Genomic DNA, 15,622 nt, shown 5'->3' with positions numbered 1-15,622 from the left:
GGCGGGCGTCGGGGCTGGGGGCCGCCGACGCGGGAGCCGCCATTCTAGGCGGGGCGGCCGAGGGCAGCCAGGGCGGCGTCCAGGGAGTCCTGCTGCTGGCGCTCATACAGCGCCATCTCGTCGAGTACCGGCGCACCCAGAGCGGCTTCGAAGGCGGCGCGATTGCCGCCGCTCTGGTATTCCTGCTGGCTGCCGACGCCCAGGTTGGACTGGAAGATGCCCGCGGCGCTGACTGGCAGGAAGTCTTCGTAGGTGATGGGATCGACGAGGAGGTGGCCGGCGGCGATCAGGGCCTCGGGATCGCGGCTATCGCTAGCCGCCTGGCTGCCGGGCGCAGCGCGATAGCGGAACCAGGCCAGACCCTGACGGCGCAGTTCGTCCCAGTTGTCGGGCAGCGCCTGGAACACCTCGGCCAATACCGTTGCGTAGTCACTGCCGGCCGCCTTGCTGCGCTGGCGGACCTCCTGCAGCAACTCGTCGTAGCGCTGGCGACCGGCCGGCGTGAGGGCGATGCCGCGCTGTTCGATCTCGCCGAAGCGCGCCGTGTGCGAGCCCTGGACCTCGCCCTGGAACAGGATGGGCTCTTCCAGGGCCTTGAAGCTGGTCTGGCGCAGCAGGATGGGGCACTGGCGGCGGGGCGGGCCTTCGATGGTTTCCTTGGGCGCGATGCCGCGGGCGGGCATCTGCGCCTGGACGGCGTCGATGTCGAGGGTGCGCGGGGTCAGGTGGTTGATGTGCGGCCCCTTGAAGCAGACCACGTCGGCGATCAGTCGGTGGGCATCGTGCAGGCGGTGGTAGAGACTGGCGTCGACATTAGCCTCGCGGTGCCAGCGAAAGGTCTCCAGGGCTTCCTGGACGAAGGCAGCGGCCTCGGCATCCGTCAGTCCGCCCTGGGCTTCGGCGCGCTCGATCAACTCCAGTGCGCCCGGGGTGAAGATGCGCCGCGCGTTCAGCACCCCTTCGGCCAGCTGGCGCAACTCGGCGTCTTCGATCAGCTCCAGGCGCAGCAGCGAGGTGAAGACGCGAAACGGATTGACCTGCAGGGCGGCCGGCTCCACCGGACGGAAGGCGGTGGAATGCACCGGCACCCCGGCCACGCTCAGATCGTAGTAGCCGACCGGCTGCATGCCCATCACGGCGAACAGGCGGCGCAGGGTGGCCAGCTCGGCGGCGGTGCCGACGCGAATGGCGCCATGGCGCTCCAGATCCAGGCGCTCCGCGGAATCTCCGGCGAAGCCCGGTTGTCCGGCGTTCACCTCGGCGACCAGTTCCAGCAGGGTGCCGTACTGGGGCACCTCCTGGCGGTACATCGCCGACATGGCCTGGGAAAAGCGGGTGCGGATCAGATCCGGGGAAAGCAGCGACGCGGCGGTCATGGGAGCGGCTCCTGGCTCAGGCTAGAAGCCGATTTCGACATGCCCGCACGGGCTGCTCAAGCGATCTTTGCTCATTGGATCATTCCCCGGGGGAATGGGCGGATGCCTCAGTGATCCTTGTGCTGGGTCTTTGGCTTCTTCACGTGATCGGTGCCGGTATCGCTGCCCGAACCGCTGCTGGAACCATTGTCGGCCGCACCGACGCCGGTGCTGGGCGCCTTTTCCATGCCATGGGTGCTGGTGGGATCGGGTCGCGCGGGGGTGGCCGGGGGATTGGTCGGGCTGGTCTGGGCCAGGGCGGCGCCGGACAGGCTGAGGCCCAGGATCAGGGCGCAGAGCAGGGAAGAGGTACGCATGGGAGGACTCCTCTGGACGGATGCACTCCCCTTTAGGCACCTCCCCCGCGGGGAGGTGCCGCGCCGCGGATCAGCTGCCGCTGGTGCTGGCCTTGTGGACCTTCTTGTGCGCCACCTTCTTGTGGTGGGTGGTGGTCTGCTTGCCGGTCTTGGCCGGGCTGCTGCTCGTCGCGGCAGGCGGCGTTGCCGGATCGGCGGGCGCCGTCTGGGCGAAGGCGGCGGAGGTGGCCAGCAGGCCGGCGAGGGTCAGGCAGAGGGTGGTGCTTTTCATGGAAGTCACTCCTTCGGTGGCTGATTGCAGCCCCAGTTAGCCGCCTTTCGCCCGGCAAAACCGTGTCCCCTTCCACAGCCAGGGCCATTGGTAACAAGATATTTCAATCGACTGCCAAGGCGTTAACAGTCTGGCAACCCCTTCGTCAGGGGCCCGGCTTGGGCATAATGCCGAGACGCCCCCTTACCGTAGCCGCGTATGCCCAAGAGTCCTCATCTCCCCAAGCGCCCCCGCTGGAGCAGCCTGCTGCTGCTGGCCCTGGGTCTGACGCTGCTGCTGATTCCGCTGCGCTATGCGGCCCAGCACTATTACGAGGCGCAACTGGCCGAGCAGAACGGCCAGACCCTGGACCTCTATGTCGCCAACCTGCTGGGCACCCTGAGACGCTACGAGGTGCTGCCGGATCTGCTGGGCGATCTGCCGGTGCTGCGCCATGCCCTGGAAGGCCAGCGAGACGGCAGCGCACAGGACGCCGCCAGCCAGATGCTGGAAGACATCCGCCAGCGCACCGGGGCGGATGTCATCTACCTGATGCAGGACGACGGCACCTGCCTGGCCAGCTCCAACTATCGCCAGGCAGACAGCTTCGTCGGTCGCGACTTCTCCTTCCGGCCCTATTACAAGGCGGCCATGCAGGGCCAGCCGGGGCGCTTCTTCGGCTTGGGCACCACCTCCAGCAAGCGCGGCTACTATTTCGCCGCCGCCGTGCGTGACGGCGCGCGCGCCATCGGCGTGGTGGTGGTCAAGGTCGATCTGGACAGTGCGGAAAGGCTCTGGGGCAACGCGCCCGAGCAGTTGCTGGTGACCGATGACCTGGGCGTGGTCATCCTCACCTCACATGACGCCTGGCGCTTTCGCGCCACCCATCCGCTGGACGAGCGCCAGCGCGAGCAGGTCAACGCCAACCGGCCCTACCCCACCACCAATCCGGCGCCCCTGACCCTGGTGCCCGGCGACTGGCTGACCCAGACCCGCAATCTTGACGAAGTGGGCTGGAACGCGCAGATCCTGGCGCCGCGGGAGATGGTCGAACGCCAGGTGCGCAGCGCCCTCTATGTCGGCGCGGCCACCCTGCTGGCGCTGCTGTTGCTGCTGGTGGTCATGACCCTGAGACGGCGCCACTTCATCGAGCGCCTGGCGCTGGATGCCCGGGCCAAGCGCGACCTGGAGCTGAACGTGGAGGAGCGCACCCGCGACCTGCAGACGCTCAACGCTCGGCTGCAGCAGGAGGTGCACGATCGCGAGCAGGCCCAGCGCGAACTCATGCGCGCCCAGGACGAAGCCGTGCAGGCCGGCAAGCTGTCGGCGCTGGGGACCATGTCGGCCAGCATCAGTCACGAACTCAACCAGCCGCTGGCGGCCATCCGCAGCTACACGGAAAACGCCGTGGTGCTGCTCGACCACGATCGGCTGGACGATGCCCGCGGCAATCTCAAGCTGATCGGTGAGCTGACCACGCGGATGGCCAACATCATCGCCCACCTCAAGGCCTATGCCCGCGGTGCCCGCCGCGCGCCGGAGAGCGTGGTGCTGCAGGGCGCCCTGGAAGACGCCCTGGCGCTGGTCGCCGCCCGGCGCCGGGCCATGCAGGTGGAGCTGATCCGCGACCTGCCCGATGCGCCGCTGTGGGTGCAGGCCGGCGAGACCCGCCTGCGGCAGATCATCAGCAACCTGCTGAGCAATGCCCTCGACGCCCTGGCGGAAAAGACCAGCACCCGCCGGCTGTGGCTGACCACCAGCCTCGACGAGCGCGGTGTGACCCTGATCCTGAGGGACAACGGCCCGGGCTTTTCCAGCGAAGCCCTGGCCCGCGCCCACGAACCCTTCTTCACCACCAAGGCCACCGCCCAGGGTCTCGGCCTGGGTCTGGCGATCTGCGATAACCTGTTGCGGACCCTCAGCGGTCACCTGCACCTGTCCAATCATCTCGACGGTGGCGCCGAGGTGCGCCTCTATCTGCTGCACGGCAAACCCGGGGTCGCGTCGGTACCCCAGGAAGAAGTCCGCGGTTGACCGTGCAGCCCCTTACCTTAGGTTCCTTGCCATGAGCGCCCTGCCCCCCTTCGACCCCGCCAGCCAGATCCTGTTGATCGACGATGACGCCCACCTGCGCCTGGCCCTGAGCCAGACCCTGGACCTGGCCGGCTTCAAGGTGACCACCCTGGCCGATGCCCGCGACCTGGAAATGGCCACCGTGCGCGACTGGCCCGGCGTGGTGGTGAGCGACATCCGCATGCCCGGCATCGATGGCCTGGAGTTGCTCGCCCAGTTGCACCAGCGCGACGCCGAATTGCCGGTGGTGTTGATCACCGGCCACGGCGACGTGCCCCTGGCGGTCCAGGCCATGCGCGCCGGCGCCTATGACTTCCTGGAAAAGCCCTTCGCCAACGACGCCCTGATCGACAGCGTGCGCCGCGCCCTGGGCGCCCGCCACCTGGTGCTGGAGAACCGCAGCCTGCGCCTGGCCCTGGCCGAACGCCATGAGCTGCAGACCCGGCTGATCGGCCAGACCCCGGGCATGGCCCGCCTGCGCGACCAGATCGGCGCCCTCGCCGCGACCCAGGCCGATGTGCTCATCCATGGCGAAACCGGTGCCGGCAAGGAGGTGGTGGCCCGTGCCCTGCACGACCTGTCGAATCGCCGCGACGGCCCCTTCGTCGCCATCAACGCCGGCGCCCTCGCCGAATCCGTGGTGGAGAGCGAACTCTTCGGCCACGAACAGGGCGCCTTCACCGGGGCCCAGAAGCGCCGTATCGGCAAATTCGAATACGCCAGCGGCGGCACCCTCTTTCTCGACGAGATCGAGAGCATGAGCCTGGATGTCCAGGTCAAGCTGCTGCGCCTGCTGCAGGAGCGCAAGGTCGAGCGCCTCGGCTCCAACCAGCAGATCCCGCTGGACATCCGGGTGGTCGCCGCCACCAAGGAAGACCTGCGCCAGGCCGCCGACCAGGGCCGGTTCCGCGCCGACCTCTACTACCGGCTCAATGTCGCCACCCTGCGCATCCCCGCCCTGCGCGAGCGCAGCGAAGACATCCTGCCCCTGTTCCGCCACTTCGCCCTGGCCGCCGCCCAGCGCCACGGCACCCCGCTGCGCGAACCCGACGCCGAGCAGCGCGCCGCCCTGATCGCCCACAGCTGGCCAGGCAACGTGCGCGAATTGCAGAACGCCGCCGAGCGTTTCGCCCTGGGGCTGGAGCTGGCGCTGGACAACAGCGCCTATGCGCCCCTGGCGCCCATGACGGCGACGCCCGTGGCCGCTTCCACGGCGGCGGCACCCGCGGCGGCCGCCCTTGCCGCCGGGCTGGGCGAGCAGGTCGAGGCCTTCGAACGCGAACTCATCCAGCGCGAACTGGCCCGACCCCACGCCTCCCTGCGCAGCCTGGCCGAAGCCCTGGGCCTGCCGCGCAAGACGCTGTCCGACAAGCTGCGCAAGCACGACCTGCAGTTCACCGGTGGCGCGGCGGACGACGGGGACTGACCAAGGTCGGCTGGTCGCGCCCGGCCAGGAGTGGCAGAGTGCGACCCTAGGCGTTCGCGCAAGGAGACCCTCTTGACCTCGCTCATGCTCGCAGAAGCCGCCGCCAGCGGCGCGGCGGTCGCTCGCCAACTGGCGACCATCGACCAGGCCCTGGCGGCGCTGGCCGACGACCTCAGGGCCCACCCGCCGCAGTTGGCGCTGACCGTGGCGCGCGGCAGTTCGGACCATGCGGCCAGCTATTTCGCCTACCTGGCCATGGCCCACCTGGGACTGCCGGTGCTGTCGCTGCCGCCTTCGCTGGTGACCCTGCGCCAGGCGCCGCTGCGCGTCGAAGGCCAGCTCGCCCTGGGCTTTTCCCAGTCCGGGCGCAGTCCCGATCTGATCGAGACGCTGTCCGCCCTGGATCGCTACGGCGCCCGCACCGCGGCCCTGGTCAACGAGATCGATTCGCCCTTGGCCCTGGCCTGCCGCCACGCCATCGGCGTGCAGGCCGGACCCGAACAGAGCGTCGCCGCCACCAAGAGTTTTATCGCCACCCTGGCCGCCGCGGCTCGTCTGATCGCCCACTGGCAGCAGGACGAGACCCTGCTGGCCGCCGGCGCGGCCTTGCCCGAAGCGCTGGATCGCGCAGCCGAGCTGAGCTGGGCGCCGGCGCTGCCGGTATTGCGCGACGCCGAGCGCTGCATGGTGGTCGGCCGCGGGCCGGGATTCGCCATCGCCCAGGAGGCCGCGCTCAAGCTCAAGGAAACCTCGGCGCTGCAGGGCGAAGCCTTCAGCGGCGCGGAATTGCAGCACGGCCCCCTGGCGCTGGTGGAGCGCGGCTATCCGCTGCTGATCTTCGCCCTGCGCGGGCCCGAGCAGGCCGGTCTGCTGCACCTGGCGCGGGACCTGCGCGGACGTGGCGCCCGGGTGCTGCTGGCCGCGCCGGACGAGGTGGCCGAGCGTGACCTGCCCCTCACCGTCGCCGGCCATCCGGACCTGGACGGCCTGCTGGCGATCCAGAGCTTCTATCGCATGGCCGCCCTGCTGGCCGAGGCCCGGGGCCAGGACCCGGACCAGCCGCGCCACCTGCGCAAGGTTACCCTCACCCGCTGAGGCGACGATCCTCGGCCCAGGCGCTCCGGCATCCGGCGCGCCTGTTTTCGCGCCTCAATCCGGAGAGCTAAGTCTTTGGAGCTAGCTGCCGCCGGCTGGTCGACGGGTAATCTGCCAAGCGGTCCACAGAGCCGTTAAGTCGCTGGAAATCGGTCAATTTTTTCTTGTCGCTCCCGGCGATTTGTCTCAGCGTTCGCGCAACGGATGATGAGACAGCCCATATGGACATGCGCGCGATACCTGCGAGCAAGGTCTGCCTGACGACAGGAAACGTCCTCCTGGCAGAACTGCTCAAACCCTTTCTGGAAGAACGCCACGGCATCGAGCTGAGTTGCGCCCGCGAGCTGGACGCAGCCGGCGACGCCGGCCTGGTGCTGGTCGATCTCGGCAGCGTGCCCGAGCCGGCGCTGGAGCGCTGGCTGGAAGGCCTGACACCGGCGGTCACGGTGGCCTTTCTCAATGCCAGCGTCGAACAGGCCCTGCCCTGGGTCGAACGCTTTCCCGCCATCCAGGGCGTGTTCGCCCCCCAGGCCAGTCGCGACCAGCTGCTGCAGGGGCTGGGCGCCCTGCTGGCCGGCGAGGACTGGCTGCCCCGCGCCATCCTGGCCCACCTGCTGCGCCGCTCCCGCGAGCGCCCCAGCATCGCCGCCGACGGCCTGACCCGCCGCGAGCGGGAGATCCTCCGGCTGGTCGGTCGCGGGCTGTCCAACGCCGCCATCGGCGAGACGCTGTGCCTGAGCACCCACACGGTCAAGAGCCACATGCACAACCTGCTGCGCAAGACCGGCGCGGCCAATCGCGCCGAGGCGGCGCTGCGCTTCCATGCCGGGCAGGACCTGCCGGGATGAAGGCGGTCTGGCTGCTGTTCGGCCTGCTGCTGGCCGGACCGCTGCGGGCCGAGGGCGAGCTGATCCAGGGACTGCTGGTGGACAACACCATCTCCCGCTTCGGCCACGACTTCTATCGCCACTTCGCCGACCGCCTCACCGACACCACCGACCTGGATTTCAACCTGGTGGTGCGCGAACGGCCCTCGGCGCGCTGGGGCAGCCTGGTCTGGGTCGAGTACGAGCAGCGGCTGCTCTATCGCCAGTTCATTCCGCCCAACAACAGCGAACTCAAGGATGCCGCCTACGCCGCGGCGGACCAGGTCCACGAGGGCATCACCCGGCGCCGCCTGGAAAATCTGCTGCAGGACACTTTCGACATGGAAAAGGACGAGTTATGAACGCGCACGCCTGGAAGGCCCTGCCCCTGCTCTGCACCCTGGGCGTCGCCCCGGCCATGGCGACCGAACTGGTCTATACGCCGGTGAATCCGTCCTTTGGCGGCAATCCGCTCAACGGCACCTACCTGCTGAACAACGCCACCGCCCAGGATCGCCACAAGGATCCCGACCTGCGCAGCAGCGCCAGCAGCCAGTCGCCCCTCGAGCGTTTCACCAGCCAGCTGGAATCGCGGCTGCTGTCCCAGGTGCTGACCGACATCAAGGACGGCAACTCGGGCACCCTCTCCACCGACCAGTTCATCGTCAACATCGTCGACGACTCCGGCAACCTGACCGTGCAGATCACCGATCGCGGTACCGGGGAGATTTCGGAAATCTCCGTCAACGGCTTCAACCAACCCTGAGCACGGATGCCTGCCATGAACGCCTTTTCCCTGGCGGCGGCCCTGACCGCCGCCCTCGTCCTGACCGGCTGCGTGCGCGATCCCATGCCCGCCGAACAGAACGCCGCGCCGACCCTGACGCCGCGTGCCTCCACCTACTACGACCTGCTGGCGCTGCCGCCGCCCAAGGGTCCGCTGGTGGCCGCCGTCTACGGCTTCCGCGACCAGACCGGACAATACAAGCCCAATCCGGCCAGTTCCTTTTCCACCGCCGTCACCCAGGGCGCCGGCAGCATGCTGGTGGACGCCCTGCAGGCCAGCGGCTGGTTCGTGGTGCTCGAACGCGAGGGCCTGCAGAACCTGCTGACCGAGCGCAAGATCATCCGCGCCACCCAGAACAAGCCGGACCTGCCGGAAAATCTGCAGCAGGCGCTGCCCTCGCTGCAGGCGGCGAACCTGCTGCTGGAAGGCGGCGTGGTGGCCTACGACACCAACGTCCGCAGCGGCGGCGAAGGGGCGCGCTACCTGGGCATCGGCCTGTCCGAGGAATACCGGGTGGATCAGGTGACGGTCAATCTGCGCGCCATCGACACCCGCAGCGGTCGGGTGCTGGCCAATGTCATGACCTCCAAGACCATCTATTCCATCGGCCGCCAGGCCGGGGTCTTCAAGTTCATCGAATTCAAGAAGCTGCTCGAAGCCGAGTCCGGCTACACCACCAATGAGCCGGCGCAGCTGTGCGTGCTCTCGGCCATCGAGGCGGCGGTCGCCCATCTGGTCGCCCAGGGCGTGGAACGGCGGCTGTGGCTGGTGGCCGACGGTCGCGATCCGCGGGATCCGGCGCTGACCAAGTACCTGGAGCCGACCCGGCGCTAGGGATTAAGCCGCCAGCCTCGCGGGATTCGCTCCCTGGAGCGATAGCGATGGGCCAGGCGGCTCCGGACAATGCCAGGCGGAGAATCCAAGGCAATGATGGTGACAGAGATGCGCAGCCCAACCCGCGGCCTGATCGTGGTCCTTGCCCTGGTACTCGGCCTGGACGCCCTGGCGTCGGCCGCCGATCTCATGGAGACCGGCGACCTGGGGCAGGCGCCCGCAGCCGGGCGCGAAGCCGCCATCCGCCAGCTCGGCGTAGGCAACCAGGCGCTCATCGACCAGCGTGGCACCGCGCTGCGCGCCCAGATCGCCCAGAGCGGCGCTGCCCAGGAAGCCCGCATCCTGCAGGATGGCACGGAACTGAGCGCGGTCATCCTCCAGGGCGGCTACGGCAACGTGGCGCGCATCGAGCAGGTCGGCAGCGGCAACCAGGCCGACATCCTGCAACTCGGCGTCCAGGGCAACGCCCGCATCGAACAGCACGGCTCGGGCCTGTCCAGCCGCATCGTCCAGTACGGAAGCAACCAGAACACGGTGGTACGTCAGTACCGCTGATGGCACTCATGGAGATCAGACAGATGTTTCTACTCAGGCCCCTGGCCGCCCTGACGCTGGCCCTCGTGGCGGCCAACGCCCTTGCCCAGAACAGCACCGCCACCGTCCAGCAGGATGGCAACAGCGGCACCATCACCCTGGACCAGAGCGGCCCCGGCAACAGCGCGTCGCTCTATCAGCTGCAGGGCGAAGGCAACACGATCAGCGTGGTCCAGACCGGCGCCAGCAGCGCCACCATCACCCAGGGCGGCGATATCTACGGCTACGCCCAGGGCAACGTGGCGAACCTGCGCCAGGAAGGCGGCAGCAACGTCCATACCCTGGCCCAGGACGGCTTCGGCAACCAGGCCAGCATCACCTCCGTGGGCAGCAACAGCGGCGCCCTGGTCCAGTCGGCCTCCAGCGCCCAGCTGACCCTGGAGCAGAATGGCGACAACAACCAGGTGCGGGTCGACCAGAGCGGCGATGCCGTGACGGCCACCCTCAGTCAGACCGGCACCGACAACCGCATCGACCTGACCCAGCAGGGCTACTCGGTCGACACCGTGGAGCTGACCCAGCGCGGCCAGGCCAACGTCGCCACGGTGCTCTCCTCCGGCAAGTTCAACGAACTGAGCTTTACCCAGGACGGCAATCGCAACACCCTGAACGTCAACCAGGCCGGTCGCGGCAATCGCTTCAGCGGCAGCTCCACCGGCGACGACAACCTGGCCAGCGTCACCGTCCAGGGCGACAGCAACCAGACCAGCATCGTCCAGACCGGCAACGGCAACGAAGCGCGTCTCGACGTCACCAGTGCCATCAGCACGGCCAGCGTCAGCCAGATCGGCGACAGCAACCGCGCGAGCATCCTGCAGACTTCGGCCAACTTCAACGGCTTCAACGACAGCGCGCAGATCTCGCAGAGCGGCTTCGGCAACAGCGCCACCATCAACCAGCGGTGAAACCCGTCGCCTGGCTAATCGCGGCCCTCCTGCCCCTGGCGGGCGGCACCGCGGCCAGCGCCCGTCTGGAGCTGCAGCCGCAACCGGCGGGCGCTCAGGTGGAGCTGTGCTTCGCCGGCGAAGACGCACCCCTGCGCTACGAACTCATCGTCGAATTGCACGGCCCGGGGGGCGTCGCCCGCACGCGCCAGGCCGGCGAGGCCAGAGGTGACGGCTGCCCGGTGATCACGCGCCTGGGCGCGGCGCCAGGCAGCCTGATCGAGGCCAGGCTGAGTTGGCAGCGGCAGGGCCAGGCGCAGCCCGCCATCGAGCGACGCCTGCAGCTGTAGCTCGGCACAGAGGTTTCACGTGGAACCCCGGGCTACAGGGTCAGCGGCAATTCCAGCGGGGTCTGCTGCCGCGCCACCAGGCGCTGCTGGAATTCGGCCGGATCATGGATCAGCACGTCCTGACCGGCAAAGGCCTGAGCGGCGATCAGGCGTGACAGCCAGAAGCGTACGCAGGCGACCCGCAGCAGCACCGGCCACAATTCGGCTTCGCGCGGCGTGAAGTGGCGGTCGGCGGCATAAGCCGCCAGCAGCGCCCGGGCGCGTGGCAGGTCCAGCGCGCCGCTCTCGGTGGAGCACCAGTCGTTCACCGTGATGGCGAGGTCATAGAGCATCCAGCCGGAACTGGCGTTGTAGAAGTCGATGACGCCCGACAGCCGGGGGCCGTCGAACATCACGTTGTCGCGGAACAGGTCGCCGTGCAGATTGGCCTCGGGCAGCGGCGGCTGCTCGCTCAGCAACTCGCGGATCTCCGCCAGGGTGCGCTCCAGCAATGGCCGGGCGGTCGCGTCCAGGGTCGGCGCCAAGCGCTCGCCTTCGGCCAGCATCCAGGCCAGGCCGCGATCACTGGCGCGTTCGATGCGTTTTTCACCCGCAGTAGCCCGGTGCAGATGGCCCAGCAGGTGGCCGACTTCGCTGCAGTGATGGGGATTGGGCACACGCTCGTGGCGACCGGCCAGGCGTGGTTGCAGCAGCGCCGGCTTGCCGGCCAGTTCGCGCAGGGCCTGGCCATCCTGGGTGCGCACCGCATAGGGCACCGGCAGGTCGGCGTCGTGGAGGACGTCGAGCAGTTCGATGAAGAACGGCATCTCCGCCACCGGACCGCGCTCCACCAGGGTCAGGACGAATTCGCCGCCTTCCAGGCTGATGAAGTAGTTGGTGTTTTCCGAGCCCTCGGCGATGCCCCGGAAATCCCGCAGCCGGCCCAGGCCATAGGGCGCGAGAAAGGCTTCGAGGGTGGGACGATCGAGGGGCGTGAAGACGGACATGACGGAGCCTGGCGGAGGAATGTGCGAGCGGCGCGCAGTTTACCGGTCCAGGCGCCTTGCGCCTACCAGCTGAACAGGCGCCAGCTGGGGACGTGCAGGGTCGGCTTGTCGTTGGCGGCGGTGCTGCTGCCATCGGCGGGCACCAGTTCGTAGGGCGCACCATGCTTGGGGATGACCCGGGTGGACTGCAGCACGCCGCGGATGCGCGTCTCCTCGATGGTCTGGTCGCCGGCCTGGTAGCGGATCACCTTGATCTCGTCAGGCAGGGGCTTTTCGCCCGGTGGCAGCGGTTCCGCGGCCTGGACCAGCGGCGCCAGCAGCAACGCGGCGAAGAGGAAGCGACGAGCACCCATGGTAACCTTTGACCTTTTGAACGGAGCGAGTGGTCGATTCTAAAACCCGGCCTTGCAGTCGTCGAGACTGGCCGGACAGACGCCGCACACGCCACGACAAAGGTCTAGACCATGAGCCACGCCCCTCTCGTCCTGGTGGACGGTTCCTCCTATCTCTATCGCGCCTTCCACGCCCTGCCGCCGCTGATGACCTCCACCGGCAAGCCGACCGGCGCGGTGAAGGGCGTGCTCAACATGCTGCTCTCGCTGCGCCGCCAGTATCCGGACAGCCTCTTCGCGGTGGTCTTCGACGCCAAGGGCCCGACCTTCCGCGACGAACTCTTCGCCGACTACAAGGCCCAGCGACCGGCCATGCCCGACGACCTGCGCGGCCAGGTCGAGCCGCTGCACGCCTGCATCCGCGCCCTGGGCCTGCCGCTGCTGGCCGTCGAAGGGGTGGAAGCCGACGACGTCATCGGCACCCTCGCCCGCCACTGCGCCAGCGCCGAGCGCCCGGTGGTGATCTCCACCGGCGACAAGGACATGGCCCAGCTGGTCTGCCCCTACGTCACCCTGGTCAACACCATGAGCGGCAGCGTGCTGGACGTGGAAGGGGTCAGGACCAAGTTCGGCGTGGGTCCGGAGCTGATCATCGACTACCTGGCGTTGATGGGCGACAAGATCGACAACATCCCCGGGGTACCCGGGGTGGGCGAGAAGACCGCCGCCGGCCTGCTCAATGGCATCGGCGGTGGCCTGGATACCCTCTACGCCAACCTCGACGCGGTGGCCGCCCTGCCCCTGCGCGGCGCCAAGTCGCTGGCCGCCAAGCTGGACCAGCATCGCGAGCAGGCCTATCTGTCCTACCAGCTGGCGACCATCAAGCTGGACGTGCCGCTGGACCTCACCTTCGAGGAACTCAAGGTCGGCGAGCCCCATGTGGAAGCCCTGATGGCGCTCTACCAGGAGCTGGAATTCAAGTCCTGGCTGGATGAGCTGATCCGCGACACCAAGCGCCAGGGCGCGCCGCTGCCGCTGGCCGAGGATGCCGCCACCACCCAGGTGGAAACCCATTACGACACCGTGCTGGAGCAGGCCGACTTCGACGCCTGGCTGGCGCGCCTGCAGGCCGCCGACTGCTTCGCCTTCGACACCGAGACCACCAGCATCGATGCCCAGCGCGCCGAGCTGGTGGGCCTGTCCTTTGCCGTGGCGCCGGGCCAGGCCGCCTATGTGCCCCTGGCCCACAGCTACATGGGCGCGCCCACCCAGCTCGGTCTGGAGCCGGTATTGGCGGCGCTCAAGCCGCTGCTGGAAGACCCGGCCAAGCTCAAGGTCATGCAGCACGGCAAGTACGACCTCAATGTGCTGACCCGCTACGGCATCACGATCCAGGGCATCGCCTTCGACACCATGCTCGAATCCTATGTGCTGGACGCCACCGGCACCCGTCACGACATGGACAGCCTGGCGCTCAAGTACCTGGGCCACAGCACCATCCGTTTCGAGGACATCGCCGGCAAGGGCGCCAAGCAGCTGACCTTCGACCAGATCGCCATCGAGCAGGCCGGGCCCTATGCCGCCGAGGATGCCGACGTCACCCTGCGCCTGCACGAGACCCTCTGGCCCAGGCTGGAGGCCGTGCCGGGCCTGGCCGCGGTGCTGCGCGACATCGAGATGCCGCTGGTGCCGGCGCTGGCGCGCATCGAGCGCAACGGCGCCCTGGTGGATTCGGCGCTGCTCGGGGTGCAGAGCCGCGAGCTGGGCGAGAAGATGATCGCCCTGGAAAAGGAGGCCTATGAGCTGGCCGGCCAGGAATTCAACCTGGGGTCGCCCAAGCAGCTGGGCGAGATCCTCTTCGTCAAGCTGGGCCTGCCGGTGGTCAGCAAGACCGCTTCCGGCCAGCCCTCCACCGCCGAGGCGGTGCTGCAGGAACTGGCCGACCAGGACTTCCCGCTGCCCAAGGTGCTGATGCAGTACCGGCAGATGAGCAAGCTCAAGAGCACCTACACCGACAAGCTGCCGCAGCAGATCAATCCGCGCACCGGGCGCATCCACACCAGCTACCACCAGGCGGTGACGGCTACCGGGCGGCTGTCGTCCAGCGACCCGAATCTGCAGAACATTCCGATCCGCACCGCCGAGGGCCGGCGCATCCGCCAGGCCTTCGTCGCACCCAAAGGCTATCGCCTGCTGGCGGCGGACTATTCGCAGATCGAATTGCGCATCATGGCCCACCTGGCCCAGGACGAAGGCCTGCTGCACGCCTTCCAGAACGATCTGGACGTGCACCGCGCCACCGCCGCCGAGGTGATGGGCGTGCCCCTGGAAGAGGTCAGCAACGAGGACCGTCGCCGCGCCAAGGCCATCAACTTCGGCCTGATCTACGGCATGAGCGCCTTCGGCCTGGCCAAGCAGATCGGCGTCGGCCGCGCCGAGGCCCAGGCCTATATCGATCGCTATTTCCAGCGCTATCCGGGCGTGCTGGCCTACATGGAGCGCACCCGCGCCCAGGTGGTGGACCAGGGCTACGTGGAGACCCTTTATGGCCGCCGGCTGTACCTGCCGGACATCCACTCCAAGAACCAGGGCCTGCGTCGGGCAGCCGAGCGGGCGGCGATCAACGCGCCCATGCAGGGCACCGCGGCGGACATCATCAAGCGCGCCATGATCGCCGTGGACGGCTGGCTGCAATCGACCCCCGAGCTGGATGCCCGGGTGATCCTGCAGGTACACGACGAACTGGTGCTGGAGGTGTGCGAGGACCAGGTGGAGCTGCTGCGCGAAGGCCTGCTACCGCTGATGAGCGGCGCCGGCGAGCTGGACGTGCCGCTGCTGGTGGAGTCGGGGGTGGGTGGTAACTGGGACGAGGCGCACTGATAGATGCGCCTGACTGGGTTTGATCGCCGCCATGGCGGTCCGCCGATGCGGCCGCTCCTACAGGTTTAGATCTCACTGTAGGAGCGGCCCATGGCCGCGATTCAGACACCGTAGCTTGGAAACGGAACAGCCATTTCCATCTGAGGCTTGGGTGCCGCGCCTCCCCTCACCCCAGCCCTCTCCCAAGGGGAGAGGGGGCGGTTTGGAGCGCGGCCTCGACACCGTGGCTCTGTAGCGTGGAAAACGGCGCAGCCTTTTCCACCTGAAACTCAGGTGTTAAGGGCGCCCTCACCCCAGCCCTCTCCCAGGGGGAGAGGGGGCGGTTTGGAGCGTGGCTTCGACACCGTGGCTCTGTAGCGTGGAAAACGGCGTAGCCTTTTCCACTTGAGGCTTGGGTGCCGGGGCTTCCCTCACCCCAGCCCTCTCCCGGAGGGAGAGGGGGTGGTTTGGAGCGTGGCTTCGGCTCCGTGGCACCGTAGCGTGGAAAACGGCGCAGCCTTTTCCACTTGAAACTCGGGTGCCAAGGGGGCCCT

At 68.4% G+C, this 15,622-nt stretch carries 16 protein-coding genes; 11 read left to right on the top strand and 5 right to left on the bottom strand.

Annotation, left to right across the window (positions count from 1 at the left end; translation table 11 throughout):
- Positions 1 to 44: 44 nt before the first annotated feature.
- From hglS to QKY98_RS05585, 3 genes are all read right to left on the bottom strand, one after another.
- A complete protein-coding gene (gene hglS / locus QKY98_RS05595; RefSeq protein WP_284670463.1) occupies positions 45 to 1,376 on the bottom strand; it encodes a 2-oxoadipate dioxygenase/decarboxylase HglS in 1,332 nt (443 codons plus the stop codon).
- A gap of 107 nt (positions 1,377 to 1,483) precedes the next feature.
- Positions 1,484 to 1,732: a hypothetical protein gene (locus tag QKY98_RS05590; protein WP_150340384.1), complete on the bottom strand. Its 249-nt coding sequence runs from the start codon at positions 1,730 to 1,732 to the stop codon at positions 1,484 to 1,486.
- 70 nt (positions 1,733 to 1,802) lie between these two features.
- Positions 1,803 to 2,003: a hypothetical protein gene (locus QKY98_RS05585; protein WP_044341184.1), complete on the bottom strand. Its 201-nt coding sequence runs from the start codon at positions 2,001 to 2,003 to the stop codon at positions 1,803 to 1,805.
- Positions 2,004 to 2,201: 198 nt separating this feature from the next.
- Here QKY98_RS05585 and QKY98_RS05580 point away from each other — a divergent pair, with 198 nt between their 5' ends.
- From QKY98_RS05580 to QKY98_RS05535, 10 genes are all read left to right on the top strand, one after another.
- Complete coding sequence (locus QKY98_RS05580) at positions 2,202 to 4,016, top strand: sensor histidine kinase (RefSeq protein WP_284670462.1); 1,815 nt, start codon at positions 2,202 to 2,204, stop codon at positions 4,014 to 4,016.
- 31 nt (positions 4,017 to 4,047) lie between these two features.
- Positions 4,048 to 5,481, top strand: coding sequence for a sigma-54-dependent transcriptional regulator (locus tag QKY98_RS05575; RefSeq protein WP_042135133.1), 1,434 nt, complete (start codon positions 4,048 to 4,050; stop codon positions 5,479 to 5,481).
- An 84-nt stretch (positions 5,482 to 5,565) separates the two neighbouring features.
- Complete coding sequence (locus QKY98_RS05570; protein ID WP_037007512.1) at positions 5,566 to 6,576, top strand: SIS domain-containing protein; 1,011 nt, start codon at positions 5,566 to 5,568, stop codon at positions 6,574 to 6,576.
- Positions 6,577 to 6,803: 227 nt separating this feature from the next.
- Positions 6,804 to 7,424, top strand: coding sequence for a helix-turn-helix transcriptional regulator (locus QKY98_RS05565; protein WP_223855396.1), 621 nt, complete (start codon positions 6,804 to 6,806; stop codon positions 7,422 to 7,424).
- Positions 7,421 to 7,804 carry a curli production assembly/transport protein CsgE gene (gene csgE / locus QKY98_RS05560; RefSeq protein ID WP_027597323.1) on the top strand — a complete coding sequence of 128 codons (384 nt, stop codon included), beginning with the start codon at positions 7,421 to 7,423 and terminating at the stop codon, positions 7,802 to 7,804. Before QKY98_RS05565 ends, csgE begins: the two co-directional genes overlap by 4 nt.
- Positions 7,801 to 8,208 carry a curli assembly protein CsgF gene (locus QKY98_RS05555; RefSeq protein ID WP_027597322.1) on the top strand — a complete coding sequence of 136 codons (408 nt, stop codon included), beginning with the start codon at positions 7,801 to 7,803 and terminating at the stop codon, positions 8,206 to 8,208. Before csgE ends, QKY98_RS05555 begins: the two co-directional genes overlap by 4 nt.
- A 15-nt stretch (positions 8,209 to 8,223) precedes the next feature.
- Positions 8,224 to 9,063: a CsgG/HfaB family protein gene (locus tag QKY98_RS05550; protein WP_017641598.1), complete on the top strand. Its 840-nt coding sequence runs from the start codon at positions 8,224 to 8,226 to the stop codon at positions 9,061 to 9,063.
- A 108-nt stretch (positions 9,064 to 9,171) separates the two neighbouring features.
- Positions 9,172 to 9,618, top strand: a complete 447-nt coding sequence (locus QKY98_RS05545; protein WP_044341187.1) for a curli fiber surface-exposed nucleator CsgB — start codon at positions 9,172 to 9,174, stop codon at positions 9,616 to 9,618.
- 23 nt (positions 9,619 to 9,641) lie between these two features.
- The gene (locus QKY98_RS05540; protein ID WP_284670461.1) at positions 9,642 to 10,562 is read left to right on the top strand and encodes a hypothetical protein; all 921 of its coding nucleotides are present in this window, start codon (positions 9,642 to 9,644) and stop codon (positions 10,560 to 10,562) included.
- Positions 10,559 to 10,891 carry a hypothetical protein gene (locus tag QKY98_RS05535; RefSeq protein ID WP_169854557.1) on the top strand — a complete coding sequence of 111 codons (333 nt, stop codon included), beginning with the start codon at positions 10,559 to 10,561 and terminating at the stop codon, positions 10,889 to 10,891. The genes QKY98_RS05540 and QKY98_RS05535 overlap by 4 nt, the downstream gene beginning before the upstream one ends.
- Positions 10,892 to 10,923: 32 nt before the next feature.
- Here QKY98_RS05535 and QKY98_RS05530 read toward each other — a convergent pair whose 3' ends face one another.
- Complete coding sequence (locus QKY98_RS05530; protein WP_284670460.1) at positions 10,924 to 11,877, bottom strand: homoserine kinase; 954 nt, start codon at positions 11,875 to 11,877, stop codon at positions 10,924 to 10,926.
- Positions 11,878 to 11,939: 62 nt separating this feature from the next.
- On the bottom strand, positions 11,940 to 12,230 hold the full coding sequence (locus QKY98_RS05525) for a DUF2782 domain-containing protein (protein ID WP_027597317.1): 291 nt from the start codon (positions 12,228 to 12,230) through the stop codon (positions 11,940 to 11,942).
- 111 nt (positions 12,231 to 12,341) lie between these two features.
- Between QKY98_RS05525 and polA the strand changes: the two genes are divergently transcribed.
- A complete protein-coding gene (gene polA, locus QKY98_RS05520) occupies positions 12,342 to 15,089 on the top strand; it encodes a DNA polymerase I (protein WP_077171283.1) in 2,748 nt (915 codons plus the stop codon).
- The last annotated feature ends 533 nt before the right edge of the window (positions 15,090 to 15,622 follow it).

The sequence above is a fragment of the Pseudomonas sp. HR1 genome, from assembly GCF_030175875.1.
Taxonomy (GTDB): domain Bacteria; phylum Pseudomonadota; class Gammaproteobacteria; order Pseudomonadales; family Pseudomonadaceae; genus Chryseomonas; species Chryseomonas oryzihabitans.
This window is presented reverse-complemented; position numbering and strand designations above follow the sequence as displayed.